At 64.9% G+C, this 24,579-nt stretch carries 26 protein-coding genes and 1 pseudogene; 7 read left to right on the top strand and 20 right to left on the bottom strand.

From position 1 onward, the window contains the following. From G3N58_RS29480 to G3N58_RS29460, 4 genes are all read right to left on the bottom strand, one after another. Positions 1-1,151, bottom strand: a 1,151-nt coding sequence (locus tag G3N58_RS29480) for a branched-chain amino acid ABC transporter permease (RefSeq protein ID WP_241017278.1), incomplete at its 3' end; no start/stop codon positions are given. Beyond that, complete coding sequence (locus tag G3N58_RS29470; protein WP_206000948.1) at positions 1,144-2,082, bottom strand: branched-chain amino acid ABC transporter permease; 939 nt, start codon at positions 2,080-2,082, stop codon at positions 1,144-1,146. The genes G3N58_RS29470 and G3N58_RS29480, both read right to left, overlap by 8 nt. Before the next feature lie 34 nt (positions 2,083-2,116). Next, entirely contained in the window at positions 2,117-2,566 is a 450-nt protein-coding gene (locus G3N58_RS29465; RefSeq protein ID WP_167043166.1) for a thioesterase family protein, read from the bottom strand. Positions 2,567-2,718: 152 nt separating this feature from the next. Further along, the gene (locus tag G3N58_RS29460; RefSeq protein WP_167043164.1) at positions 2,719-3,867 is read right to left on the bottom strand and encodes an iron-containing alcohol dehydrogenase; all 1,149 of its coding nucleotides are present in this window, start codon (positions 3,865-3,867) and stop codon (positions 2,719-2,721) included. 123 nt (positions 3,868-3,990) lie between these two features. On the opposite strand from G3N58_RS29460, the gene G3N58_RS29455 reads away from it, so the two are divergent. Further along, positions 3,991-4,284 carry a hypothetical protein gene (locus G3N58_RS29455; RefSeq protein WP_206000947.1) on the top strand — a complete coding sequence of 98 codons (294 nt, stop codon included), beginning with the start codon at positions 3,991-3,993 and terminating at the stop codon, positions 4,282-4,284. A gap of 119 nt (positions 4,285-4,403) precedes the next feature. On the opposite strand, the gene G3N58_RS29450 is transcribed toward G3N58_RS29455, so the two are convergent. The 3 genes from G3N58_RS29450 to G3N58_RS29440 all read right to left on the bottom strand — a co-directional run bounded on the left by G3N58_RS29450 (position 4,404) and on the right by G3N58_RS29440 (position 7,732). After that, positions 4,404-4,934 (bottom strand): NUDIX domain-containing protein, encoded by a 531-nt coding sequence (locus tag G3N58_RS29450; protein ID WP_167043162.1) that lies wholly within the window; start codon positions 4,932-4,934, stop codon positions 4,404-4,406. A gap of 133 nt (positions 4,935-5,067) precedes the next feature. After that, the gene (locus tag G3N58_RS29445; protein ID WP_167043160.1) at positions 5,068-6,099 is read right to left on the bottom strand and encodes a low specificity L-threonine aldolase; all 1,032 of its coding nucleotides are present in this window, start codon (positions 6,097-6,099) and stop codon (positions 5,068-5,070) included. Between the two features lie 190 nt (positions 6,100-6,289). Next, positions 6,290-7,732 (bottom strand): YbfB/YjiJ family MFS transporter, encoded by a 1,443-nt coding sequence (locus G3N58_RS29440; RefSeq protein ID WP_206000946.1) that lies wholly within the window; start codon positions 7,730-7,732, stop codon positions 6,290-6,292. A gap of 111 nt (positions 7,733-7,843) precedes the next feature. Here G3N58_RS29440 and G3N58_RS29435 point away from each other — a divergent pair, with 111 nt between their 5' ends. Continuing rightward, complete coding sequence (locus tag G3N58_RS29435; protein WP_206000945.1) at positions 7,844-8,782, top strand: LysR family transcriptional regulator; 939 nt, start codon at positions 7,844-7,846, stop codon at positions 8,780-8,782. Between the two features lie 193 nt (positions 8,783-8,975). On the opposite strand, the gene alaS is transcribed toward G3N58_RS29435, so the two are convergent. Continuing rightward, positions 8,976-11,600 (bottom strand): alanine--tRNA ligase, encoded by a 2,625-nt coding sequence (gene alaS, locus G3N58_RS29430; protein ID WP_206000944.1) that lies wholly within the window; start codon positions 11,598-11,600, stop codon positions 8,976-8,978. A 318-nt stretch (positions 11,601-11,918) separates the two neighbouring features. On the opposite strand from alaS, the gene G3N58_RS29425 reads away from it, so the two are divergent. After that, a complete protein-coding gene (locus tag G3N58_RS29425) occupies positions 11,919-13,139 on the top strand; it encodes a CaiB/BaiF CoA-transferase family protein (protein ID WP_167043152.1) in 1,221 nt (406 codons plus the stop codon). Positions 13,140-13,221: 82 nt separating this feature from the next. Here the strand turns inward: G3N58_RS29425 and G3N58_RS29420 are convergent, their stop codons facing one another. Next, positions 13,222-13,794, bottom strand: coding sequence for an alpha/beta hydrolase (locus G3N58_RS29420; RefSeq protein WP_167043150.1), 573 nt, complete (start codon positions 13,792-13,794; stop codon positions 13,222-13,224). Between the two features lie 116 nt (positions 13,795-13,910). Further along, positions 13,911-15,698, bottom strand: a complete 1,788-nt coding sequence (gene ggt / locus G3N58_RS29415; RefSeq protein WP_206000943.1) for a gamma-glutamyltransferase — start codon at positions 15,696-15,698, stop codon at positions 13,911-13,913. Positions 15,699-16,123: 425 nt separating this feature from the next. On the opposite strand from ggt, the gene G3N58_RS29410 reads away from it, so the two are divergent. Both G3N58_RS29410 and G3N58_RS29405 read left to right on the top strand, forming a co-directional pair. Then, positions 16,124-17,848, top strand: a complete 1,725-nt coding sequence (locus G3N58_RS29410; protein ID WP_206000942.1) for a glutamine--tRNA ligase/YqeY domain fusion protein — start codon at positions 16,124-16,126, stop codon at positions 17,846-17,848. A 248-nt stretch (positions 17,849-18,096) separates the two neighbouring features. Beyond that, positions 18,097-19,059, top strand: a complete 963-nt coding sequence (locus tag G3N58_RS29405) for a transporter substrate-binding domain-containing protein (protein ID WP_167043144.1) — start codon at positions 18,097-18,099, stop codon at positions 19,057-19,059. A 48-nt stretch (positions 19,060-19,107) separates the two neighbouring features. Here G3N58_RS29405 and G3N58_RS29400 read toward each other — a convergent pair whose 3' ends face one another. The 3 genes from G3N58_RS29400 to G3N58_RS29390 all read right to left on the bottom strand — a co-directional run bounded on the left by G3N58_RS29400 (position 19,108) and on the right by G3N58_RS29390 (position 20,687). Then, positions 19,108-19,557 carry an NUDIX hydrolase gene (locus tag G3N58_RS29400; protein ID WP_167043142.1) on the bottom strand — a complete coding sequence of 150 codons (450 nt, stop codon included), beginning with the start codon at positions 19,555-19,557 and terminating at the stop codon, positions 19,108-19,110. A gap of 91 nt (positions 19,558-19,648) precedes the next feature. Further along, the gene (locus G3N58_RS29395; RefSeq protein WP_167043140.1) at positions 19,649-20,032 is read right to left on the bottom strand and encodes an RT0821/Lpp0805 family surface protein; all 384 of its coding nucleotides are present in this window, start codon (positions 20,030-20,032) and stop codon (positions 19,649-19,651) included. 241 nt (positions 20,033-20,273) lie between these two features. Then, complete coding sequence (locus G3N58_RS29390; RefSeq protein ID WP_206000941.1) at positions 20,274-20,687, bottom strand: DUF1493 family protein; 414 nt, start codon at positions 20,685-20,687, stop codon at positions 20,274-20,276. A 494-nt stretch (positions 20,688-21,181) separates the two neighbouring features. On the opposite strand from G3N58_RS29390, the gene G3N58_RS29385 reads away from it, so the two are divergent. Then, positions 21,182-21,319 (top strand): hypothetical protein, encoded by a 138-nt coding sequence (locus tag G3N58_RS29385; RefSeq protein ID WP_167283564.1) that lies wholly within the window; start codon positions 21,182-21,184, stop codon positions 21,317-21,319. A gap of 30 nt (positions 21,320-21,349) precedes the next feature. Here G3N58_RS29385 and G3N58_RS29380 read toward each other — a convergent pair whose 3' ends face one another. Both G3N58_RS29380 and G3N58_RS29375 read right to left on the bottom strand, forming a co-directional pair. Next, complete coding sequence (locus G3N58_RS29380) at positions 21,350-21,766, bottom strand: DUF4279 domain-containing protein (protein WP_167043136.1); 417 nt, start codon at positions 21,764-21,766, stop codon at positions 21,350-21,352. A gap of 9 nt (positions 21,767-21,775) precedes the next feature. Beyond that, a complete protein-coding gene (locus G3N58_RS29375) occupies positions 21,776-22,282 on the bottom strand; it encodes a hypothetical protein (protein ID WP_240158996.1) in 507 nt (168 codons plus the stop codon). A 104-nt stretch (positions 22,283-22,386) separates the two neighbouring features. Here G3N58_RS29375 and G3N58_RS29370 point away from each other — a divergent pair, with 104 nt between their 5' ends. Next, complete coding sequence (locus tag G3N58_RS29370; protein WP_205990596.1) at positions 22,387-22,533, top strand: hypothetical protein; 147 nt, start codon at positions 22,387-22,389, stop codon at positions 22,531-22,533. 13 nt (positions 22,534-22,546) lie between these two features. Here the strand turns inward: G3N58_RS29370 and G3N58_RS29365 are convergent, their stop codons facing one another. From G3N58_RS29365 to G3N58_RS29345, 5 genes and pseudogenes are all read right to left on the bottom strand, one after another. Next, a complete protein-coding gene (locus tag G3N58_RS29365; protein ID WP_205990595.1) occupies positions 22,547-22,816 on the bottom strand; it encodes a hypothetical protein in 270 nt (89 codons plus the stop codon). Between the two features lie 60 nt (positions 22,817-22,876). Next, on the bottom strand, positions 22,877-23,293 hold the full coding sequence (locus G3N58_RS29360; RefSeq protein WP_205990594.1) for a DUF4279 domain-containing protein: 417 nt from the start codon (positions 23,291-23,293) through the stop codon (positions 22,877-22,879). 216 nt (positions 23,294-23,509) lie between these two features. Continuing rightward, entirely contained in the window at positions 23,510-23,740 is a 231-nt protein-coding gene (locus tag G3N58_RS29355; RefSeq protein ID WP_205990593.1) for a hypothetical protein, read from the bottom strand. A gap of 9 nt (positions 23,741-23,749) precedes the next feature. Continuing rightward, the gene (locus tag G3N58_RS34650) at positions 23,750-24,304 is read right to left on the bottom strand and encodes a hypothetical protein (protein WP_205990592.1); all 555 of its coding nucleotides are present in this window, start codon (positions 24,302-24,304) and stop codon (positions 23,750-23,752) included. A gap of 155 nt (positions 24,305-24,459) precedes the next feature. Then, positions 24,460-24,579: pseudogene (locus G3N58_RS29345) on the bottom strand (IS5/IS1182 family transposase); the annotation flags it as partial.

Genomic DNA, 24,579 nt, shown 5'->3' with positions numbered 1-24,579 from the left:
CGCCAGCCTTGCGCCACGATGCGCGCCGCGTGCCGCGCGCAGAAACCCGCGAGCCCGTCGGGCGCGGCGAGCACGACGGCCACGAAGAAGAGACCCAGATAGAACAGCCACGCGCGCGTAACGCTCGCGACGATCACGCTGAAAAACGTCAACACGAGAGCGCCGGCAACCGGCCCGAAAAACGCAGCCGTCCCGCCGATCACCGTCGCGATCAGCACCGCGCCCGAGCGCATCATGCCGACGCTTTCCGTCGACACGAGTTCGATATTGACGAGCCCCATCGTCCCCGCCATGCCCGCGAAAAACGCCGACAGCACCACCACGCCATAGCGGATACGCGCCGGATAGCAGCCGATCGCGGCCGCGCGCGCCGGGTTGTCGCGCACCGCGTTCGCGAGGCGCATGAACGGCGTGCGCGACAGCGCGAACATCGCCGCGCTCGCGGCGAGACACCACAGCGCGATCAGCGCATAGGCCTCGCGCGCCGGACCGAAGCTCAGGCCAAAAAAGCGCGGGCCGCTCGCGCGATCGATCGCGATGCCGGCCTCGCCGCCGAACCAGCCCGGCAGCGTCCACGCGGCCGCGACCACGAGTTCGCCGAGGCCGAGCGTAATCATCGCGAACGCGGTGCCGGAGCGGCGCGTCGCGATCAGGCCGAACAGCAGGCCGCACAACGCGCCGCCCATGCCGCCGACGAGCGGCAGCAGCACGAGCGGCATGCCGGTCGCGTTGAACATGCGCGCGGCGATCAGCGCGCCGAGCCCCGCATAGGCGGCATGCCCGAACGACAGCAGCCCGGTCTCGCCGAGCAGCAGGTTGTAGGAGAGCGCGAACACGATCATCGTCGCGGTCTGCGCGAGGTACGCGAGCAGCCAGCTTTGCGACCCGACGAACGGCGGCAACGCGAGAAAGACGGCGAGCGCGAGCCAAGGTGCGAACGAACGCGCGGACGGCCCACGCCCAGCGGTTTGCGGTGCAGTCCCAGGGCGCTCCGGGTGCTCCGGGTGCTCCGGGCACTCCGGGCACTCCGGGTGCTCCGGGTGCTCCGGGTGCTCCGGGTGCTCCGGGTGCTCCGGGTGCTCCGGGTGCTCCGGGCGTTCAGGGCGTGCTGCGGCACCCCTCGCCTCCGCCCCCGCATCCCGCTTACGCATGATCCCCCCGCCGTCCGAACAGCCCTCGCGGCCTCAGCGCCAGCACCGCGACGAGCAGCAGATACGGAATCAGCGGCGCGAGTTGCGCGAGCGTCAGCGCGTCCCAGTCGGGCGGCAACGCCACGCCGGCGACCGACAGCACCTCTCCCAGCGACACGTCGCTCGCCACCGCGAGCGTCTGCACGCAGCCGACCAGCAGCGACGCCACGAGCGCCCCGCTCAACGAACCGAGCCCGCCGATCACGACCACGACGAACACGATCGAGCCGAGCGATTCCGCCATCGCCGGCTCGATGACGAAGAGCGGCGCGCCGATCACGCCGGCCAGCGCGGCGAGTGCCGTACCGGCCGCGAATACCCCGGTGAACACGGCGGGCACGTTATGGCCGAGCGCTTCGACCGCTTGCGGATGCGTTAGCGCGGCGCGCACGACGAGGCCCGTGCGCGACACGCGCAGCACCGCGACGAGCGCCGCGAGCATCGCCAGCGACACCGCCATCATGAACGCGCGATAGCGCGCGAAGCTCGCGCCGTACAGCGAGAACAGCGGGCCGTCGAGCACGGCCGGCACCGGCGCGGACAGCGGACCGAGCCCCCAGCCGAGCTTGACCAGTTCGCCGAGCAGATACGCCGCACCGAACGTGAGCAGCAACTCGGGCAGATGACCGTGCGCGCGCACGCGCCGCAACAGCCAATGCTCGAACGCCGCGCCGAGCAGACCGACGACGAGCGGCGCGATCACGAGCGCGCTCCAGAACCCGGCGCGCGCGGCCACCGAAAAGCCGACGTACGCGCCGAGCATGTAGAAGCTCGCATGCGCGAAATTGAGCACGCCGAGCATGCTGAAAATCAGCGTGAGCCCGGCGGACAGCATGAACAGCAGCAGCCCGTAGCTGAGGCCGTTGAGGAGATTGACGATGAACGACTGCACGCGCTGAATCCGTCCCGATCTGTCCCGGCTCGCCTCAGCCCGCCTGCGCGGCGACGGCAAGCGGTTCGAGCGCTGCGCGCAGTTCGGCGGGCAGGTTCACGGGACGGCGCGTGACGCGATCCACGTAGACGTGCACGAAATGCCCCTGCGCGGCGGGTTCGACCTCGCCTTCCCGGAAAAGCCCGACTTCGTAGCGCACGCTCGACGTGCCGAGCCGCGCGACACGCAGGCCCGCGTCGATGCGATCCGGAAACACGAGCGGCGCGAAGTAATTGCACTGCGTCTCGACGACGAGCCCGATCGTCGCGCCCTGCTCGAAATCGAGCACGCCCGCGCGGATCAGATACTCGTTCACGACGGTGTCGAAATAGCTGTAGTAGACGACGTTGTTCACGTGACCGTAGACGTCGTTGTCCATCCAGCGGGTCGTGATCGGCAGGAAGTGCGGGTAGGCGGAGCGTGGCGCGGGAGCGGGTTTGTTCATGAGGCGTGGGGTTTGATCGGCTGCGTGATGATAGGGGTATTTCTGGCGATAGCGATAGCGATGACGCAAGCGATGACAATGACCATGACGACAACAGCGGCGGTCAGGCGCGACGCGTGGCCGTGGCCGCTACCGCGCACCGCCTCGCCTCGTCACAGCGACTCGGTCAGCATGCGGCGGTAATCGTCGGCCGTCGCTTCGCGCGGATTCGTGCGATGGCAATGATCGGCGAGCGCGCCCTGCACGACCTTGTCGAACATGCTCTCGTCGACGCCCATCTGCGCGAGGCCGGTCGGCAGACCGAGCCGTGCCGTCATGTCGAACAGCGCCTGCGCGAGATCGGTCTGCTCGGACAATCCCATCACGCGGCGCATGCGTGCGAAGCGACGCTCGGCCACCACGCTCGGCGCGCGTTCGTTGAAGCGCAGCACGGCGGGCAGCACGACCGCGTTCAGCGTGCCGTGATGCAGCGAGGTTCGGCCGTTCACCTTCAACCCGCCCAGCGGATGCGACAGCGAGTGTACACAGCCGAGCCCCTTCTGGAACGCCATCGCGCCCTGCATCGACGCGCTCATCATGTTCAGACGCGCCTCGCGGTCGCTGCCGTCCGCGCATGCCCGCTCGATGCTGTGCCACGCGCGTTCGAGACCGTCGAGCGCGATGCCGTCGGCGGGCGGATTGAAGGCCGGCGCGAGGAACGTTTCGATGCAGTGCGCGATCGCGTCCATGCCGGTCGCCGCGGTCAGCCCCGGCGGCAGGCCGAGCGTCAGGCCCGGATCGCAGAGCGCCGCTTTCGGCAGCAGATGCCACGAGTGAAAGCCGAGCTTGCGGCCATCGTCGAGGATCACGATCGCGCCGCGCGCGACTTCGCTGCCGGTGCCCGCGGTGGTCGGAATCGCGATCAGCGGCGCGACGGCCTCGGTGATCTTCGCACTGCCGCCTTCGATCGTCGCGTACTGCGTGAGCGGTCCCGGATGCGTGGCCGCGATCGCGACGCCCTTGGCGAGATCGATCGACGAACCGCCGCCCACCGCGATCAGGCCATCGCAGCCCGCGTCGCGATACATCCGCGCGGCGGCCAGCACCATCGCCTCGGTCGGGTTCGACGGCGTGTCGTCGAAGAGCGGCACGTCGCCGAGCTTCAGTGCGTCGAGCGCGCGCTGCGCGATGCCGACCGCGACGACGCCCTTGTCGCTGATGACGAGCGGCCGCGTCATGCCGATGCGCGCGCACTCGGCCGGCAGTTGCGACAATGCTTCGTAGCCCAGATGAATATGCGTCAGATAGTAGATGTAAGCCATGCCGTGCTTCTCCCGAGCGTGAGCTCATTGACCGCTGATTGACTTGGGTTGATCGTTCGTTGCCGCGCTGACTGGGTGCTGGTTCGGGTGCTGTTTTGTGCGTTGTTTGGTGTGCTATTTCATGTGCTGGTTCGTGTGCTATTTCGTGTGCTGGTTCGTGTGCTGTTTCGTGTGCTGGTTCGTGTGCTGGTTCGTGTGCTGGTTCGTGTGCTGGTTCGTGTGCTGGTTCGTGTGCTGGTTCGTGTGCTGGTTCGTGTGCTGGTTCGTGTGCTGTTTCGTGTGCTGGTTCGTGTGCTGGTTCGTGTGCTGGTTCGTGTGCTGGTTCGTGTGCTGGTTCGTGTGCCGGTTCGTGCGTCGTCTGGTGTGGCCGATGCCGTGCGCCGTATCGAGCTTGTCTGCGCGGGCCGTGTCGTTTAGGCCTGCTTCGAGCTTCGCCGCCGTTGCCTCGTCGGCCCGTTATGTATCGTCGCGCGATGAAGTACCGCCGACGCGGGCAACACCATGCTCGCCGCCATCGCGCCGCCCGCGAACGCGACTCACTGCCCCGGCCGCTCGACGAATTCGAACGGCAGACCGCGCCGCCGCATCCATTCGCCGAGCGCCTGGCCGGTGCCCGCACGCCAGGGCCGCAGTTTCGCCGGCTCGACGAGCCGGTATTCGAGCAGTTCCGGCGACAGCGAGACCGTCCCATGCGCCTTCACGTGATACGCGATGATCAGCTCGTTCTTGCGAATGAACTCGTACACGCCGATCAGTTCGACCGACTCCGTCTGCAGCGACGTCTCTTCGAGCACTTCGCGCGCGATGCCCTGTTCCGGCGTCTCGCCGTTTTCGAGGAAGCCGGTAATCAGCGCGAACATGCCCTCGGGCCACGCAGCATTGCGCGCGAGCAGAATCTTGCCCTCGTACTCGACGATCGCGGCCACGACCGGCAGCGGGTTATTCCAGTGGACGTAGCCGCACACGGTATCGGGGCAGCTTTGGCGTATGCGGCCGCCTTCGTGCTCGGGGTCGGCGCGTTCGGTCAACGGCTTGGCGCAGCGGGGACAAAAGCGGTATTCGGTCATGTCGTGAGGTGTCTCGTGTCTTGTGTGTATGTCTGTCTGCCGCGATTGGACGCGGTCGGGGGCGGCTGCGTGCGATGGCGAGGAGTAAAGGCGGAAGGTGATGGCGGCGGCGCGCTTCGCTTCACGCCTTGCATTACGCCGCGCACAACTCGCGCAGCTCGGCGGCAAAGCGCTCGACCGTCGCGGGCTGCGTGTCCCACGCGCACATCAGCCGGCAGCCGCCCGCGCCGATGAATTCGTAGAACCTCCAGCCGCGCGCGCGCATCGCCTTCGCGGCGTGCGGCGGCAACTGCGCGAAGACCGCGTTCGATTCGCCCGGAAACATGATGCTCACACCCGGAATTTCCTGCAACCGCGTTTGCAGCAGACGCGCCATCGCGTTCGCGTGACGCGCGTTGCGCAGCCACACGTCGTTGTCGAGCAGGCCGAGCCAGGGCGCGGAGATGAAGCGCATCTTCGAGGCAAGCTGCCCCGCCTGCTTCAGGCGATAGGCGAAATCGTCGGCGAGAGCGCGATCGAAGAACACCACCGCTTCGCCGACCGGCAGGCCGTTCTTCGTGCCGCCGAAGCACAGCACGTCGACGCCCGCGCGCCATGTGATCTCCGACGGATGCACGTCGAGCGCCGCGACCGCGTTCGCAAAGCGCGCGCCGTCCATATGCAGCTTCAGATGACGGCGCTTCGCGATCGCCGCGATCGCGCGCACTTCCTCGACCGTGTAGACGGTGCCGACCTCGGTCGACTGCGTGAGCGTGACGACCTTCGGCTTCGGATAGTGGATGTCGGCGCGGCGCGTGACGACCGCTTCGATCGCATCGGGCGTGAGCTTGCCGCCGATGCCGGGCGCCGTCAGCAGCTTCGAGCCGCCCGAGAAGAATTCGGGGCCGCCGCATTCGTCGGTCTCGATGTGCGCGAGTTCGTGGCAGATCACCGAGTGATACGACTGGCACAGCGAGGCCAGCGCGAGCGAGTTGGCGGCCGTGCCGTTGAAGACGAAGAACACCTCGCAGTCGGTCTGGAACAGATCGCGCAGACGGTCGCAGACCTGGCTCGTCCAGGAATCGTCGCCGTAGGCCGGCTCGTGGCCGCTGTGGTTGGCGGCGATCAGCGCCTCGAGCGCTTCGGGACAGATGCCGGCGTAGTTATCGGACGCGAAATGTTGCATGGTGGCGCGGCGCGCCCGGCGACAGGCGCGTGGAAATGACGGGAAGCGGTCATTTTAGTGCGATCGTGCGATTTTGGTGAAGGTATGCGGGATGGGCGCCGGGTGTGGTGGTATCGGATGTCGGCCTGGGAAGGGGGACGAGGTTGGGGCTTGTGTTTCGGGCTCTCCAAATCGTCGAACACCTCGGCCGTTAGTTGCAGCCGCAATCCGGCATACCGCCACGGCCACGCGGCATGCGCGCCACGGCGACCAGTCCCGCCGCCCCCGCCAGCAGCGCGCCCACGGCCAGCCACAGCGCCGGCGAAAACGATCCCGTCTGCGCGGCAATCGGCGCGGCCACCAACGGACCGACGATCTGGCCGATGCCGTAAGCCGCCGTCGCATAGCCCATCAGGCCGGCCGCATCGTCGCCACGCAGACGCCGCGCCTCGCGCATCGCGAACAGCGTGATCGCGGTGAACGGCAGGCCGATCAGGATGCTGCCGAGCGAGAAGCCGCCCGCTGTCGGCCAGACGATGCCCAGCGCGATGCCGAGCGCTTGCAGCACGTAGGAGCCGGCGAGCAGCGCGCGGTTGTCCCAATGCACGGGCAAACGCGCGGCCGCCATCGCACCGACGATCAGCGCCACGCCGAACATCGGCCAGAACAGGTCAGGCCACGACGAACCCGGCAGCGCGTGGCGCGCTATGACTGGCAGGAACGTCGCGGTGATGATGTAGCCGAAGCCGGGGATGCCGTAGAGCAGGACCAGCCAGAAGGCGTCGACACGGTGAGCGGTGGCGCTTCGATGGGCCGGGATTGAGTGGGCGTGCTCCTCGGCGGTGTCGGCCGATGCAACGTGAGTCGATTCGGCCAACACCGCGACAGCAGCGCGCTCTGACTCAAGATAGTCCGCCGCGCCCTCCCTTGCCGCGCTGCCGCTCCGGGCCGCCCGATCCGCGGCGGCTTGTTGCGCCGCGCGCGGCCGCTCCCGCTTCGCGCCGTCCGCGGCGCTCTTGCGACCGCCTTCCGGCGCGGCTTGCGCACGCGGCGCGGCGCCGAACACCGGCCACACCAGCGCCGACAGCAGCGCGCCGATCACGCCGAAACCGATCCACCCGGCCGTCGCGCCATACCGGCCCGCGATGCTCACGAACAAGCCCGTGCCGACGATACCGACGCCCGGCCCCGTATAAATCACCCCGCTCCACGCATGCGCGCCGAGTTCGGCGAGCCGCCGCAAGCCCCACTGCGACGCGAACACGAAGGTCCACGCGCTGACCGCCCCGGCGACGAAGCGCACCACGGCCCATACCCAGAACTGGCTCGTGACGCCCATCGCGAGCGTCAGCACAACCGTCGCGACGAGCCCTACGCGCACCATGCGCGCCGGGTCGGTACGCAGCGCCGCGCACATCACCGCGCCGGCGAAATAGCCCGCGTAGTTGAACGAGGCGAGCCAGCCGCCGTGCTGGATGTCGATCTGCGGCTGGCCGAGCGCGGCGCCGTGCAGCATCAGCGGCAGCAGTGGCGTGAAGGCGAAGCGGCCGATACCGAGCGCGACGGCCAGCGTCACCATGCAGGCAAGCGCCGCGCGCCGGGCGGCGTGGGGTTCGTGGAAGCGCATAGATGTGTGGGAGGCGAGAGCGTTCATGGTCGGCGGTCGAACAGCAGTGAGGTGATCCCTATGTGAATCCATCTTAGCTTGACCAGACGATCTCTAAAAATGAATAATTAGGATATCAACCATCACCCGGAGAGAATCATGGATCTGGCCGCCCTGACCATTTTTCGCGCCGTCGTGCGGGAAAACGGCGTGACGCGCGCCGCCGCCAAGCTCAACCGCGTGCAATCGAACGTGACGACGCGCATCAAGCAGCTCGAAGAGCAACTCGGCACCGAACTGTTCATCCGCGACGGCCGCCGCCTCGTGCTGACACCGGCCGGCGAAACGCTGCTGCCCTACGCGGAGCGCCTGCTCGCGCTCGCCGACGAAGCGCGCCACGCGGTGCGCGAGGACCGGCCGAGCGGGCGTCTGCGGCTCGGCACGATGGAAAGCGTCGCGGCGACGCGTCTGCCGGGCCTGCTCGCGCAATATCACCAGCAGTGGCCCGCCGTCGAGCTGGAACTGGAGACGGGCACGACCGGCAAGCTGATCGAGCGGGTGCGCGAGTTCGAGGTCGATGCCGCGCTCGTGGCGACGCCGCTCGATCCGGCCGCGCTCGGCGAGTTGTTCGAGAGCGTGCCGGTTTTTCGCGAAGAACTCGTGATGCTGACGCCGCGCGGACATCGGCCGATTCGCGAAGTACGCGACGTCGCGCTCTCGACGCTGATCGCGTTCGAGCGCGGCTGCGCCTATCGGTCGTATATCGAAAAGTGGTATCTGGAGCACGACGTGCGGCCCGCGCGCGTGCTCGAACTCGGCTCGTATCACGCGATCGTCGCGTGCGTGGCGGCCGGCGCCGGCGTCGCGGTCGCGCCGCGCTCGGTGCTCGACCTGCAGGCCGACGCGAGCAATATCGCGGTACACGCGCTACCCGACATCGGGATGATCGAAACGCTGCTCGTCTGGAGACGCGGCCATTTTTCGTCCGCGCTCAATGCGCTGCGGCGCACGCTGGTGGCGCCGCAGGAGAATGCGGTAGCCGGGGATGTGCCGCAGCGTGTAGATGCGGCGGTCGCGATCGATGCGGGTGCTGCGTGATGGGTGGGGGCTTGCGTTTGCCGAGGCTGTGCTGCCGGTCGTCTGCTGCGGGTCTGCTGTGAAGCTCGTCATGGCCTCGCTCGCGTACGGAGAAAACGAAAGGGCCACGCGGCAAACCGCGTGGCCCTTTCTCTCGTCAACCAGACCAATCCGGAACGAGTCCGGATTCAAGCCTTAACAAGTCAAGCCGCAATCACAGCTGAGCTTCGACCCAAGCCTTGACGCCCGCAAGCGCCGCCGGCAGGTTGGCCGGCTCGGTGCCGCCGGCCTGAGCCATATCGGGACGGCCGCCGCCCTTGCCGCCGACTTGCTGCGCAACGAAGTTGACCAGTTCGCCGGCCTTGACCTTCTTGCTCGCGTCGGGGGTCACGCCGGCGATCAGGCTCACCTTGCCGCCCTCCACCGCAGCCAGCACGATGGCCGCGCTCTTGAGCTTGTCCTTGAGCTTGTCGACCGTTTCGCGCAACGTCTTGACGTCCGCGCCATCGAGCGTTGCCGCCAGCACATGCACGCCGCCCACCTCGATCGCCTGGCCCGCGAGTTCGTTGCCCTGGCTCGACGCCATCTTCGACTTCAGCGCGCCCAGCTCCTTTTCGAGCGCCTTCACCTGATCCTGCACCTGGCCGATGCGCTGCGTGAGTTCCGCCGGCTGCGCCTTCAGCACCGCCGCCGCCGCGTTGATGCGCGCTTCGAGGTCTTGCACGTAACGCACCGCGTTGTCGCCGGTGATCGCTTCGACACGGCGGATACCCGCCGCGACGCCGCCTTCCATCACGATCTTGAAGAAGCCGATGTCGCCCGAGCGGCTCACGTGCGTGCCGCCGCACAGCTCACGCGAGAAGCCGAGGTCGAGCACGCGCACTTCGTCGCCGTACTTTTCGCCGAACAGCGCCATCGCGCCGCCCTTCACCGCTTCGTCGTACGACATCAAACGCACGATGCCGGGCGCGTTCGCGAGCACTTCGGCATTGACGATTTCCTCGACGCGACGAATCTGCTCGTCCGTCATCGGCGCGTTGTGCGCGAAGTCGAAGCGGGTCTTGTCGGCGTCGACGAGCGAGCCCTTCTGCTGCACGTGCGAACCGAGCACTTCGCGCAGCGCCTTGTGCATCAGGTGCGTGGCCGAGTGGTTGCGTGCCGTGCGGGCGCGGCGCACCGCGTCGATTTCCGCCTTGACGACGTCGCCGACCTTCAGCGTGCCCTGTTCGAGCGTGCCGTGATGGCCGACCACGTCGGCCTGCACCTTCAGCGTATCGGCAACGGCAAAGCGCGTGCTGGCGTTGGCGAGCACACCCTGGTCGCCGACCTGGCCGCCCGACTCCGCGTAGAACGGCGTGTGATCGAGCACGACGACGGCCTGCTGGCCGTCCTGCACCTGCTGCACCGATGCGCCGTCGACGTAGAGCGCCACGACCTTCGCGTCGTCGAAGACGATTTCTTCGTAGCCGTGGAACGTGGTCTTCGCGCCCGAGTATTCGAGGCCCTGCGCCATCTTGAACTTGCCGGCCGCGCGTGCCTGCTCGCGCTGGCGTGCCATCGCTTCGTCGAAGGCCGGTTCGTCGACCGTCACTTCGCGTTCGCGGCAGACGTCCGCGGTCAGGTCGAGCGGGAAGCCGTAGGTGTCGTGCAGCTTGAAGGCGAGTTCGCCGTCGAGCGTCTTGCCGCCCTTCGCCGTGAGTTCAGCCAGAGCGGCTTCGAGAATCGACATGCCGTGCTCGATCGTCTCGAAGAAGCGCTCCTCTTCCTGGCGCAGCACGTCGGTCACGCGCTGCTCGGCGTCCTTCAGTTCCGGATAAGCCGCGCCCATTTGCGCGACGAGGTCCGCCACCATGCGATGGAAGAACGAACCCTTTTTGCCGAGCTTGTAGCCGTGGCGGATCGCGCGGCGCACGATACGGCGCAGCACGTAGCCGCGGCCTTCGTTGCCCGGAATCACGCCGTCGACGATCAGGAACGAGCACGCGCGGATGTGGTCCGCGATCACCTTCAGCGAGTTGTTCGTGAGGTCGCTCACGCCGGTTTCGCGGCCCGCGGCCTGAATCAGCGCCTGGAACAGGTCGATCTCGTAATTGCTGTGCACGTGCTGCAGCACGGCGGCGATACGTTCGAGGCCCATGCCGGTGTCGACGCATTGCTTGGGCAGCGGCGTCATGTTGCCCTGCGCATCGCGGCTGAACTGCATGAACACGAGGTTCCAGATCTCGATGTAGCGGTCGCCGTCTTCCTCGGGCGACCCCGGCGGGCCGCCCCACACGTCCGGGCCGTGGTCGTAGAAGATTTCCGAGCACGGGCCGCACGGGCCGACATCCGCCATCTGCCAGAAGTTGTCCGACGCGTAGCGCGCGCCCTTGTTGTCGCCGATGCGGATGATGCGCTCGACCGGCACGCCCACTTCCTTCGCCCAGATGTCGTGCGCTTCGTCGTCTTCCTGGTAGACGGTGACCCAGAGCTTCTCTTTCGGCAGCTTGTAGACTTCGGTCAGCAGTTCCCACGCGTAGTGGATCGCGTCGCGCTTGAAGTAGTCGCCGAACGAGAAGTTGCCGAGCATCTCGAAGAACGTGTGGTGGCGCGCGGTATAGCCGACGTTTTCGAGGTCGTTGTGCTTGCCGCCCGCGCGCACGCTGCGCTGCGCGGTCGTGGCACGCGAATACGGACGCGACTCCGCGCCGAGGAACACATCTTTGAACTGCACCATCCCCGAATTGGTGAAGAGCAGTGTCGGGTCGTTGCCGGGCACGAGGCTCGACGAACGGACGATCGTGTGGCCCTTCGATTCGAAGAACTTGAGGAATTTCTCGCGGATTTCAGCGGCTTTCATAGCGTGCGGGGGACGGGTCCTGACGGTTCCTGACTGAGACTGGCTGCATCGCGGGATGCGCCAACTGTCGGTTTCTTAAACGACTGATTATACGGGATCGGCGCGCGTGCGCGGCAGCGCGCCCGGTGCCGTCGGCCATCCGGCCAGGGCGAAGCGGGCTCGGCGTGACAGCCGCGCGGCGTGTCCCATCGTCCGAGCGGCACTATGACGTTCGGACGACTGCGCCCGCGCGTGGGAATCGCTTAAGATGGCCCATCCATCGAAACGCACACGAAACCTCGCTTGGCACCGCTAAAAAATCAGGAGACATGCAGAAATATGGGCGCTCTCAGTCATATCCGCGTGCTGGATCTCACCCGCGTGCTCGCCGGCCCGTGGTGCGCGCAGACACTCGCCGATTTCGGCGCCGACGTCATCAAGATCGAACGTCCCGAGGTCGGCGACGACACGCGCCACTGGGGCCCGCCCTATCTGAAAACGCCCGAAGGCGCGGACACGCGCGAAGCCGCCTACTATCTCGCGGCGAACCGCAACAAGCGCTCGGTCACGGTCGACATCGCCTCGCCCGAGGGCCAGCGCATCGTCCGCGAGCTGGCCGCGCAAAGCGACGTGGTGCTCGAAAACTACAAGGTCGGCCAGCTGAAGAAGTACGGGCTCGACTACGAATCGCTCAAGGCGGTGAAGCCCGACCTCGTCTACTGCTCGGTCACGGGCTTCGGGCAGACCGGGCCGTATGCGCAGCGTGCCGGCTACGACTTCATCGTGCAGGGCATCGGCGGCTTCATGAGCATTACCGGCGAGCGCGACGGCCAGCCGGGCGGCGGCCCGCAGAAAGCCGGCGTCGCGATCGCCGACCTCATGACCGGCATGTATTCGACGATCGCCGTGCTGACCGCGCTCACGCACCGCGATCGCACGGGCGAAGGCCAATACATCGACATGGCGCTGCTCGACGTGCAGGTCGCGATGCTCGCCAACATGAACTCGAACTACCTCGCGAGCGGCCAGCCGCCCCTGCGCTGGGGCAATGCGCATCCGAACATCGTGCCCTACCAGACCTTCCAGACGAGCGACGGCTGGATCATCGTCGCGGTCGGCAACGACGGGCAGTTCCGCAAGTTCGTCGAGGCGGGCGGGCAGCCGGAACTCGCCGACGACGAGCGCTTCGCGACCAATCCGGCGCGTGTGCGCAACCGCGACGTACTCGTGCCGATCCTCGCGGACATGGTGCGCCTGCAAGGCAAGCAGCAATGGATCGGCGCGCTCGAAGCGGCGGGCGTGCCGTGCGGGCCGATCAACGACCTCGGCGAGGTGTTCGAGAACGAGCAGGTGGTGGCGCGCGGCCTGCGGGTCGATCTGCCGCATCCGTCGGGCGGCACGGTCAAGCTCGTGCGCAATCCGATCAATATGACGGGCACGCCGCCCGAGGCGCTGAGCCATCCGCCGCTGCTCGGCGAACATACCGAGCACGTCTTGCGCGACGTGCTCGGGTATGACGCGGCGCGGATCGAGGCGTTGAGAGGGAAATCGGTGATTTGACGGAAAAGGCTGCGGGCCGTGCCGGCCTCACGGATGTCCCGCCCCAGATTCTGGCTCAGCCATCGGTGCCATTAAGCCCGCATTAAGCCCGAACTCCGCGCGACGGGGCCAGCGAAGCCAGCCAGCTGCGCCCTTCGTCCCAATCGCCGAGGCCGCTGTCCGCGTTGATATGGCCGCGCGCGCCGAGGTCGATCCAGCGGCTGCCCCATGCGCTCGCGCAGGCCTGCGAAAACGGCACGCCGCCATACGGATCGTCGCTGCTCGCGACGACGATGCTCGCGAACGGCAGCCGCGCGAGCGGCACCGGCGCAAAGCCGGTCGCGTCCTGCGGAAAATGCGGCCCGGTGGGATCGGGCAGCGCGACCAGCAATGCGCCCGCCACCTTCGCGAGCTGCGCCGCGCTCGCGTACTGCGTGGCCCAGAACACCGCCGTCAGGCAGCCGAGGCTATGGGCGGCGAACACGACCGGCGCGTCGGCGGCGGCCACCGCGGCGTCGAGCGTGCGGCACCATGCGTCGCGCGAAGGATGCGCCCAGTCCGGCATTCGCACGCGCACGAACGCGGGATCGAGCGCTTCCCAGCGCGTTTGCCAATGACCGGCGCCGGAATTCAGATACCCCGGCAGCACGAGTGTGTTCAGTTTATGTCCGCTCATCGCGCTTCCCTGCGCCCCGTGTTTGGTATGTCCATGGCAACTCCGTGACGAATACGACAAAGCCGCCGCGCGTCCGTCAACGGCCACGCCCGTTGCAGCCCATTCGGTCGAACCGCCTACCGTATCACCCGCGCGACCCCGACGCCGCGCGGATCGCTCGCGGGCTCGGGCGTCGTGCCGTCGACCCGGATCATCTGCACGTCGCCGTCGAACGACTGCTGCTCGACCGTATAGCCGAGCGCTTTCAACTGCGCCGCCAGATCGTCCGGCGCCGGATGATACGGCTCGAAATAGATCGTCTTCGGCGGCAGCAACTGGTGATGAAACCGCATGGCCGCAAGCGCGTCGGCCGGCGTCATGCCGAAGTCGTACAGGTTCGTCATCACCTGGAAGAGCGTCGTGAGAATGCGCGAGCCGCCGGGCGTGCCGATCGCGAGCGCGATCTTGCCGTCCTTCAGCAGCAGCGTCGGCGTCATCGAGGCAATCGGGCGGCGTCCCGGCGCGATCGTGTCGAGCTCCGCCCCGGCGGCGCGCGACGTCGCGGCCGCGCCATCCGCGCCGGCCGGCTTGGTGACGAAGTCGTCCATCGCATCGTTGAGCAGGAAGCCGCCGCCGTCCACGACGACGCCCGAGCCGAAATCGCCGTTCAGCGTGTAGGTGTTCGAGACGGCATTGCCCCATTTGTCGACCACCGAGAAATGCGTGGTCTGCGCCTTCTCCGCCGCGCCGTCGCCGAGGCCGGGCGTGACCGGCGCGCCCGGCACCGCGTCGGGTTTGACTTCGCTCGCGCGTTGCGCGAGGTACGCGTCGTCGATCAATCTCGCGGCCGGTACCGGCGCGGCGTCCGGGTCGCCGATGTAGCGCTGCCGGTCGGCGAACACGCGGTCCTCGATCTGCGCGACCAGGTGGATGTACGGCGCCGAATTCAGCGCGAGGCCGTCGAACGCGGGCGCCAGCGCGGCGCGCATCTTCAGCATCTGGATCAGCCCGATGCCGCCCGAGCCCGGCGGCGGCGCGGTAATCACGCGGTAGCCGTTCCAGTCGGCGGCGAGCGGCTCGCGCCATAGCGCCTTGTACTGCAGCAGGTCCTGTTTCGTGACGAGGCCGTGCCCGTACATCTGCTGCGCGATCAGCTCCACGGTGCGGCCTTCGTAGAATTCGCGGCCGCCGTCGCTCGCAATGCGCGAGAGCGTCTGCGCAAGCTCCGGCTGACGCAGCGTCGCGCCTGCCTTCAGGTTCGCGAAATAGGCGTCGAAGTTGGTCCGGCCGGCGAAACTTTTCGCGGCCGCATCGCGGCGCTGCTGCAAGCGCCGATCGACCTGAAAGCCATCGGTCGCGTAGTGGATCGCGGGCGCGAGCACCTGCTTCCATTTGAGCTTGCCGAAACGGCGCTGCGCTTCCCACATGCCGTCGACGGTGCCTGGCACCGCCACCGCGCGATAGCCGACCGTGCTCATGCCGGGCTGGACGTTGCCCTTGTCGTCGAGATACATGTCGCGGGTCGCCTGCTGCGGCGCGCGCTCGCGATAGTCGAGGAAATACGGCTTGCCGTCGACGAACAGCGTCATGAACCCGCCGCCGCCGAGGTTGCCCGCATCGGGCCGCGTCACGGCAAGTGTGAAGGCGATCGCGACGGCGGCATCGACCGCGTTGCCGCCCACGGCGAAAATCTGCTGCGCGGCATCGGCGCTGTAGCTGTCGGGCACGGCCACCGCCGCCGCGTCGAGCGCGGGCTTCGGCGGCGGTGACGTTTTCGCCGCGGCGGGCAGCGGTGCGACGAGACTGCCGGCACAGGCGGCGAACCACGCCGCGGCGAGCGTGCCGCGGGTGCGGGAAGAACAACGGGCGCGCGCGAAAGCGCGGGCGAAAGGCGCGCGGGACGCGCCGTGCGTCAGGACAGGCATCCGAGAAAACTCCGGCAACGAGGCGAGCATGGTGCACGAACGGCAGCGGTTCGCGCAAGGCGGCGGCTATGGGAGAAGCCGATACGGGACGGCCGATACAACGTAACCGATAGGGTAACCGATGCGGCCGGCACCCAAGCCGGCCGTACCGGCCAAGCCTGCGCGCGGACGATGAACCACGGGCCCGGCAAGCCCTCCGCGCCGCACGATCCTAAGCCGCCCTAGCCAGGCCGGCCAACCCGATTTACCTCCTGTTACAGCGCCGCTTTCGCCGCCCCGCGCCGCCGCTTACCGCCCCTGCCTCGCGCCAAACGCGCCCGAGCGTGGGCCGCGCGCCGCATCGGCCTGTCGCGAGCGGGCTCGTCAGGTAGAATCAGAGGCTTGGCGGGCGCATTGCGCGGCCCCACGGACTCTCACCTTTTCGCATGAATACCGAACGCAAAGACGCCGACCGCAACGACGCGCCAACGGCCTCCAATTTCATCCGCAACATCATCGACGACGACAACCGCAGCGGCAAATGGGCCCAGCGCGTCGAAACGCGCTTCCCGCCCGAGCCGAACGGCTATCTGCACATCGGTCACGCGAAGAGCATCTGCCTGAATTTCGGCGTCGCGCGCAGCTACGGCGGCGTGTGCCATCTGCGCTTCGACGACACCAATCCGGAAAAGGAAAGCGTCGAGTACGTCGAGTCGATCGTCGACTCGGTGCGCTGGCTCGGCTTCGAGTGGCAAAAAGACCGCACGGAGCATCTGTACTACGCGAGCGACTACTACGACAAGCTGTACGAATATGCCGAGTTGCTGATCCAGCGCGGCAACGCCTACGTCGACAGCCAGTCGGCCGAGGAAATCCGCGCGAACCGCGGTTCGGCCACCGAAGTCGGCACGCCGTCGCGGTTCCGCGAGCGCCCGGTCGAGGAGAACCTCGACCTGTTCCGCCGCATGAAGGCGGGCGAGTTCAAGGAAGGCGAGCACGTGCTGCGCGCGAAGATCGACATGAGCTCGCCGAACTTCAACATGCGCGACCCGGTCATCTACCGCATCCGTTTCGCGCATCACTACCGCACCGGCGACGCCTGGTGCGTGTACCCGATGTACGACTACACGCACTGCATCTCGGACGCGCTCGAAAACATCACGCATTCGCTGTGCACGCTCGAGTTCGAAGACCATCGGCCGCTCTACGACTGGATTCTCAACGAACTTGCCGAAGCCGGTATCTTCAGGCGTCCGCTGCCGCAGCAAATCGAGTTTTCGCGCCTGAACCTGACCTACGCGATCACGAGCAAACGCAAGCTGCTGCAACTCGTCAACGAAGGTCACGTGGACGGCTGGGACGACCCGCGCATGCCGACGATCGTCGGCGTGCGGCGGCGCGGCTTCACACCCGAGTCGATCCAGCTGTTCTGCGAACGCATCGGCGTGACCAAGGTCGACTCGTGGATCGACATGAGCGTGTTCGAAGGCGCGCTGCGCGACGACCTCGACGCGAAGGCGCCGCGCACCGTCGCCGTGCTCGATCCGGTCAAGCTCATCATCGACAACTTCCCCGAGAATCTCACCGAGCCGTGCAGCGCGCCCGTGCATCCGCATCACCCGGAACACGGCGTGCGCGAGTTTCCGATTTCGCGCGAACTGTGGATCGAGCGCGATGACTTCACGGAGACGCCGCCGAAGGGCTACTTCCGCCTGTTCCCGGGCAACAGGGTGCGCCTGCGCTACGGCTACGTGATCGAATGCACGCGCGCGGACAAGGACGAGCACGGCAACATCGTCGCGGTGCACTGCAACTACTTCCCGGACAGCAAATCGGGCACCGAAGGCGCGAACAACTACAAGGTCAAGGGCAACATCCACTGGGTCAGCGCGGCAGCGGCCTGCCCGGCCGAAGTGCGCATCTACGACCGGCTCTTCAAGGAGCCGCAACCGGACGCGGGCGGGCGCGACTTCCTCGAAGCGCTGAACCCGGACTCGAAGCGCGTCGTGCAGGCCTACCTCGAAACGGGCGCGCGCCATGCCTTGCCGGAACAGCGCTACCAGTTCGAGCGCCACGGCTATTTCGTCGCCGACCGCGTCGATTCGCAGCCGGGTAAGCCCGTCTTCAACCGTATCGTCAGTCTGCGCGACAGTTGGGGCAAGCCGGCGTAAGCTGGTGTTAAGCTTGAGCGTCGCGTTCGCGGCATTACAGGCATAACGGACGCTCCGGACTTAAGCGGGTCTTAAGCGCGCCTGCCCGAGCATGTCGACGTCGGCTCGATGCGCCAGGCTGCATGCGGCGTGCATCCCTGTCCAGGGGATGCACGCCTTTTCGTTGCATGATGGTTGCATGATGGTTGCATGATGTTCGATCGACACTCACTGCACGCTCGCCCGAACGTGCCGGTCCGGGAGATCCGATGAAAATTGCAGCCCGCCGCGAGGCAGGTCCTGGGAAGACGGTTCCAATCACACACCGCCCGCGCTTCACGCGCGGCGCGCTCGCGGCACTGGCCGCATGCACGGCGCTCGCATTCGGCGGTCCGGCCCACGCGGACGAACTCACCGGCACGCTGAAAAAAATCCACGACGACGGCGTGGTCCTGCTGGGCGTGCGCGAAGCCTCGATTCCGTTCTCGTATTTCGACGGCAAGCACACGGTCGGCTACTCGCAGACGATCGCGCTGCAGATCGTCGACGAAATCAGAAAGACGCTCGGCATGCCGCAACTGCGGGTTCACGAAGTCACCGTGACCTCGGCGAACCGCACGCCGATGCTGATGAACAACCAGATCGATCTCGAATGCGGCTCGACCACGCATACGATCGAGCGCGAAAACGTCGCCGCCTTCTCGAACAGCTTCTTCCAGTACGCGGTACGCATGATCGCGCGCAGGAACAGCGGCATCAGCGATTTCGCGGACCTGGCCGCGAAGCCGGTCGTGACGACGGCGGGCACGTCCGACGAGCGTCTGCTGCGCAGCCTCAATACCGACAAGCAGTTGAACATGCGCATCGTGAGCGCGCGCGATCATCAGGAAGCGTTCACCGCGCTCAAGGAAGGTCGCGTGGCGGCTTTCGTGATGGACGAGCCGATCCTGTACGGCTTCAAGGCGGCCGATCCGCATCCCGGCGATTTCATCGTGACGGGCACGCCGCTCGGCTACGAAGTCTACGCGTGCATGTTCCGCAAAGGCGACGAGCCGTTCCGCAATCTCGTGAACCGCGTCATCGCGCGCACGCAGACCTCGGGCGACGCGGAACGTCTGTACAGGCAGTGGTTCACCCAGCCGATTCCGCCGCTTGGCATCAACATCAATTTCCCGCTCTCGGACGCGAACCGCGCGCTGTTCGCGCATCCGAACGACCGCGCGCTCGATTAGGGCCGGGTTCAGACCGGGCGCGCGGGTCATCCGTCGCGCATAGGCGGCTCATAGCGAGCGATGCAGCTCCGCGAGCGACAGCGTCGTCTCGAACAGACGCGTGAGGCTGCGGCTCGCATAGCGCGGGATTTCCTCGATCGACGCCCAGCGATACGCATCCATTTCGGGGATCAGCGTACCGTCCGAGCGGCGCGGAAACATCGACGTGCAGATGCAGGCGCTCAGATCGAATTCGCCGGCGCTCGCGCGCGCGGCGAACAGATGCAGGTCCTTGTCGCGCCGATAGACGAACAGGCCCAAATCTTTCAGGCGTTCGGGCCCGAGCGCGATGCCGGTCTCCTCGACCATCTCGCGCAACGCCGTGACGTCGGGCGATTCGCCTTCCTCGCCGTGTCCTTTCGGGATGTCCCAGTGCGACGTTTCGGTGGCATGCGCGAGCAGCACGCGGCCGTGCGGGTCGAGCAGCACGATTCCGCACGACACGATGCGCGGGCTCACCGCCGCACCCCGGCCACCCCGCTGCCTGCCTGCTCAGCGCCATGACGCGCCGCGACCGCACGGCGCCGCGCCACCGTCATCTCGCGCATGCTCAGCGCTTCTGCAGTTTCCAGGCGCCACCTTCCTTGCAGAAGTTCGGACGCAGATTCATCGATTGCCCCTTCGCATTGAGCGCGACGACAAGGCTGCGGCAGGTGCGCCCGCCGTCGGTCGAGGTGCTGTCCACCGTGATGTTCGCGTCGATCTTCACGCTGTTGCCGGTGCCCTCGTTGACCCACGTGAGGCTCTCGCCGTCCTTCTTCTCGTCGAGCGCGCTGACGACCGCGTGCTTGATCGAGTCGACGTCGCGCTGCTTCATGTAGGTGATCGGCGTATCGTTCAGAAAACCGAGGTTCGCCGCTTGCGCGCCGACGGCGGCGCCGAGCAGCAGGCTCGCGGCACTCAGTTGGAACAACACACGGGTTCGCATCGACATAACGGGTTCTCCTCGAAAGTATGTGTGGCGCTCACGCGCGCGGCGGCTTTTGATCCTGACCTCAAAAGCATAGCATGCACGCCTCGGGAGACTGCGTGGCGATCACCGTGGCTGCGCGGACGCCAGAAAGCAAAAAGCGCGGTCGACATGACCGGGCTCGGCGCCTGATTGACGGGTACGGCAGGAGGGGCTCGGTAGCCTCACAGTGTTTCATGTTGCTCCCTTCGAATCTGACAAAAGGCTAAATGCGCGGCTTGCGCGCGCGTTCAATGGCTTTGGTATCCCATCGGCCCACGCGTATCGCATCGAGCAGCATGCCGAGAGTCAACGTGGGCTTACGGGGTAACAGGTTTCCTGGCTTAAGCCTGAGCACGAAACTGACGAAAGCCACGACAAGCATCGGAACGAGGAGCAGGGCAAGAAGCGCATTGCCTTCGGGGCCGAAGTAACGATGAAGGGGGAAGTTTTCCATGCCCGCGACATTGAACCGGTCAAAGAACTTCTGCATGAACTCAACTGCATCGTCACGGTCGATGCCCAGATCGTCATTGATGCTTGTCGACAGCGTGAGCGTGATTGCCTTGCCCCACCAGGGCGCGCCAATCTCTTCACGCGTGAAGGCAAGGAGCGCATCCCATTGTGGATCATTGGCCAAGCCTGTCCTCCGGTTTAACTAACGCGTTATAGCGCTTTACTGTGCGGTACATGATGAGCGTGGCGTCATAGCCCATAAATACAAGGTCCGCTACTGGAATAGCACGGCCAATCCACGCGCCAAGGCTTCTTGTATAGCGAATTCTCCTGGTAACTCAAGTGAACACTGTCAAACCAGGAACCCGCTTCGGGAAGCGTTTCCTGATTACGCTACGAAAGAAAATAGACATGACAGAAGTACCTTCCGTTGCTGTTTTCATCTTTCCCGGGACAGGCACGTCATTCAGGCTCAAAAGCCAGGTCGCAACAGCAGCCAGGTCTGCGAAGACTAATTGAATTTTCGTCTGGTCCATCGCGACCAAAATGAACAGTGAGCCGGGGGAAAGATTGCGGTACTCATTGAACTGATCAACGTTTGCACTCGTTGCGCGGCTCTTATCGTGACGTATTCTTTTTGACGTCGAACAGCGCCGTTATCGTGCCACCGTTAGCGACGTGAGCGAACCACTGGAAAACGTGCCGCATGTGCCGCTCACCGATGAGGACTATTTCACCCTGCTCGATGGGCAGACACATGGGAAACGCATGATGGTTGATCAGAACGGCAAGCTCTCGCTTGCCGATTTGCTGTGATGAGGCGCGCGATGCTCGTCGCGCGATACTCTACCGATATTCATCAATCTCGACCGTGCCACCCATCGCTTCCATCATCGTGCGGATATCATCGGGTACATCGGGCACGCGGTCGCCACTTTCATTGACCCAGTAACAGAAAAATCTAACTTTCGCCCTGATGTTTTCAATGTGCACCTTCATGTCGTGCCGTGGCAATCCCAAGCGTTGAACCAGATAGCGAAGATGCGGTTCCAGCTTGTCACTATCGACGGCCTTTTCGCTTTTGATTGACCAAATACCCGTTCGTCGCTTCAAATCGCGGTTTTGTCCGGTCGGGTCACGGAGCGGTTCGCCCTTCATTGCGGCTTTATCTGGTGTTACGCCGAAATACTGTGTCCACCATTCAGGTACGACATAATCCCCTGTTATGGTAAAACTCGCCGATGCAAGCCGTTCTTTTGTCATACATATCTCTCAATTGTTGTAGGCATGGAAATTATCAACATATTCGCCGTTAAAATACACATCGCCGTTTTTCTCAAATTCGAGGTCGTCCTTTGGACTAAAACCATTATCGTCCTTGAATCTATGAATCATGTCCCGGAATGTTGAACTATCGTAGCCGAACATTTTCCTGGCGTACTTTTCATTCGTCGTTCCGGCTACTTGTTCAGCATCGCCGCTGGGCGCGTCCGGTGTGTATTCGAACGACTGCGCACGGCCGAGGTTCTGCGGCGGGGTTCGTGAGCGTCCGCGACAATCGCACGTCCATGCGATGCCCAGGGCTTCGGCCATCTCGTAACCGGTTGGCAGCGAGCGCAGCCGGTCAAACGGAAAGAACTCGCCGGTCTCGACGTTATAAGCCCGTGCCGATGGCATCGGCGGGAAGTTGGAAAAGATCGAATAGATAATGCGACAACCCAGACACTCTTTCTGGTCCAACCGATCCGCCCCACCGTTTTCCTGTTTCATTTGCTCCATTTTCAGGACTGGTTGAAAACGTTCACCGTAAGCGCGCGGGCCGGTCGCGCGCTATCAGATAACTCCGAATTTGCCCGCTGAAGGGCTAACCCCTGATGCAGAACATGCAAAGGCAAACCAACGTGTACAACGATGGCCGCGCGCCGATCCGCGTCATCATGGACAGCGACAACGTAAACGACTCGACGCTCGAACGGGGCGAAGAACGCGAGATCGAAACCCGCGACACTGCCCCCGCTCTTGCGCAATGAATTGGGCGTGCTGTCACTCAGTAGGGGGCGACTCTATCTTGACCTTCAGCATGGGCTTCAATGCCGGATGATAGACCGACAGCACGGTCAACGCTGCCGCCCCTAGCCGCCGGGCAACATCGTCCGTCAGTTCATGATTGACGTCTGCCAGCGGCCAATCTGCTCTCAGGGCACGGTTCAGAAACGGCGCAAGGTCCGCATCATTCAATGAGCACACGGTGAGCTTGTCCTGCTCTTCATCGAATGACACGACGAACGAGCGCTTCGGGGGTGGGTTGGGCATATCAGTAACCTCGACACTGATCCTCGCTTGCCGATTTGCTGTGATGAGGCGCGCGATGCTTTATCGATATTCATCAATCTCGATGGTCCCGCCGAGGGCTTCCATCATCGTGCGGATGTCATCGGGTACGTCAGGCACACGGTCGCCGGACTCATTGACCCAATAGCAGAAAAACCGCATTTTCGCGCCCGCGCGTTCAATACACGCCTTCAAGTCCTGTCGAGGTAGCGCCAATCGTTGAACCAGATAGCGAAGATGCGGCGCGAGTTGATCGCTGCGAACCGCACTTTCGCTCTGTACTGCCCAATAACCGAACGTCGCAGGCCGGGTGCTGAGCTTCCCTGATGGATACCGATAGCGTTCGCCCTTTGTCCTGGTTCGATTCGGTGTCACGCCAAAATACCGCGTCCACCATTCCGGCACGACATGATCGCCACCTATCGTGAAACTTGCCGATGCAAGACGTTCGATTGTCATACTCGTCCCTCAGTCGCCGTAGTCGTGAAAGCATGTGGGTTTGTAGCGAACACCCGTTACTCAGTAGGGGGCTTGGGCGGTGTCCAGTCCATTGGCTGCCTGGTCGTAATTTGGAGGCGGGGCCGCAATTCCAGGTATCACCTTGCGCGGGGTTTGTGTGCCCTCGGCGTACTGCACGTGCGGGCCATCGCCGAGGTTCCGGGCTCAAATTGTGAATCATGATCCAGCGGCGATGATGGAGCCGATCAACTCCGAGCCCCCTTCAATATCCTCGTTACCGACGAAACGGGACACATCGACGCGGCCATCGGCGAATACGTCTATTTCGATGCGCTGTCCGACGACAGTAACCCTTACCTGAACCGTGTCGGGGCGATAGCGCGCAAGGGTATAGCTGATCTTGGCTTCATCAAGCCGCGCGAGCAGATCGAACAGTGGGTGATTCATCAGTGACTCCTATTTCTTGAAGCGGCTGTCGTTGAGCAGTTTCAACGCTTTGCGCGCGGCCTTTACGCCAACGCGCGCGTCTCCTTGTATATCGTTAAGGCTTGAATTCAGGTATTGGCTAGGAAATTCTCGCAGGATAGATCCCCTGCATTCGGCGGATATGATGTCACAAGCATACATGCTGCCCCGGTCGCTTGCCGCTAGCTCCCACACGTCGTCGCTCATCACGTCCGACGTGTATTCGAACGACTGTGCATCGCCAAGATTCTGTGGCTTGCGCGGGCTGTTGCCGTAGGGAGACCCTAGCACATCCGCACCGGCTGGCAGTTGCGCGCGCCTGCGTCCGCGACAATTGCACGTCCATGCGATGCCCAGGGCTTTAGCCATTTCGTAACCGTTTGGCAGCGAGCGCATCCGGTCAAACGGAAAGAACTCGCCGGTCTCGACGTTATAAGCCCGTGCCGATGGCATCGGCGGGAAGTTGGAAAAGATCGAATAGATAATGCGACAACCCAGGCACTCTTCCTCGTCCAACAAATCCGCCCAACTGTTTTTCTGTTTCATTTGCTCCATTTTCAGGCATCTGGCATCAGTCAGGGACCCCGCTATGCAGCGGGTTCCCTGTGCGGGTGAGCACCACCCCGCGCCGATCAAGCAGGCCTTCGCAAGCCTGCTCAACAAACTCCCTCACTTTCAAGGCCGGTAACCCCTTACAGGCGTTAACAAAATGAGTTCTTCAGTTTTCGCCAACAGATGATGCAGCAGGCGATTTTCATGAAGGCTTCGTGGATAAACGCAAGGCGTTCGAAGCGGATGCGCAGTCGTCGAAAGTTGTGAAG

Source organism: Paraburkholderia sp. Ac-20342, from assembly GCF_017104985.1.
Lineage (GTDB): Bacteria > Pseudomonadota > Gammaproteobacteria > Burkholderiales > Burkholderiaceae > Paraburkholderia.
Note: the sequence above shows the minus strand (reverse complement) of the source record. Positions and strands in the feature narration are given on the sequence as shown.

Coding starts and splice junctions, on each gene's coding strand:
- G3N58_RS29465 (WP_167043166.1), bottom strand. CDS start 2,566: ATGAACAAACCCGCTCCCGCGCCACGCTCCGCCTACCCGCACTTCCTG.
- G3N58_RS29460 (WP_167043164.1), bottom strand. CDS start 3,867: ATGGCTTACATCTACTATCTGACGCATATTCATCTGGGCTACGAAGCA.
- G3N58_RS29450 (WP_167043162.1), bottom strand. CDS start 4,934: ATGACCGAATACCGCTTTTGTCCCCGCTGCGCCAAGCCGTTGACCGAA.
- G3N58_RS29445 (WP_167043160.1), bottom strand. CDS start 6,099: ATGCAACATTTCGCGTCCGATAACTACGCCGGCATCTGTCCCGAAGCG.
- G3N58_RS29440 (WP_206000946.1), bottom strand. CDS start 7,732: ATGAACGCTCTCGCCTCCCACACATCTATGCGCTTCCACGAACCCCAC.
- G3N58_RS29435 (WP_206000945.1), top strand. CDS start 7,844: ATGGATCTGGCCGCCCTGACCATTTTTCGCGCCGTCGTGCGGGAAAAC.
- alaS (WP_206000944.1), bottom strand. CDS start 11,600: ATGAAAGCCGCTGAAATCCGCGAGAAATTCCTCAAGTTCTTCGAATCG.
- G3N58_RS29425 (WP_167043152.1), top strand. CDS start 11,919: ATGGGCGCTCTCAGTCATATCCGCGTGCTGGATCTCACCCGCGTGCTC.
- G3N58_RS29420 (WP_167043150.1), bottom strand. CDS start 13,794: ATGAGCGGACATAAACTGAACACACTCGTGCTGCCGGGGTATCTGAAT.
- ggt (WP_206000943.1), bottom strand. CDS start 15,698: ATGCCTGTCCTGACGCACGGCGCGTCCCGCGCGCCTTTCGCCCGCGCT.
- G3N58_RS29410 (WP_206000942.1), top strand. CDS start 16,124: ATGAATACCGAACGCAAAGACGCCGACCGCAACGACGCGCCAACGGCC.
- G3N58_RS29405 (WP_167043144.1), top strand. CDS start 18,097: ATGAAAATTGCAGCCCGCCGCGAGGCAGGTCCTGGGAAGACGGTTCCA.
- G3N58_RS29395 (WP_167043140.1), bottom strand. CDS start 20,032: ATGTCGATGCGAACCCGTGTGTTGTTCCAACTGAGTGCCGCGAGCCTG.
- G3N58_RS29380 (WP_167043136.1), bottom strand. CDS start 21,766: ATGACAAAAGAACGGCTTGCATCGGCGAGTTTTACCATAACAGGGGAT.
- G3N58_RS29375 (WP_240158996.1), bottom strand. CDS start 22,282: ATGGAGCAAATGAAACAGGAAAACGGTGGGGCGGATCGGTTGGACCAG.
- G3N58_RS29370 (WP_205990596.1), top strand. CDS start 22,387: ATGCAAAGGCAAACCAACGTGTACAACGATGGCCGCGCGCCGATCCGC.
- G3N58_RS29365 (WP_205990595.1), bottom strand. CDS start 22,816: ATGCCCAACCCACCCCCGAAGCGCTCGTTCGTCGTGTCATTCGATGAA.
- G3N58_RS29360 (WP_205990594.1), bottom strand. CDS start 23,293: ATGACAATCGAACGTCTTGCATCGGCAAGTTTCACGATAGGTGGCGAT.
- G3N58_RS29355 (WP_205990593.1), bottom strand. CDS start 23,740: ATGAATCACCCACTGTTCGATCTGCTCGCGCGGCTTGATGAAGCCAAG.
- G3N58_RS34650 (WP_205990592.1), bottom strand. CDS start 24,304: ATGAAACAGAAAAACAGTTGGGCGGATTTGTTGGACGAGGAAGAGTGC.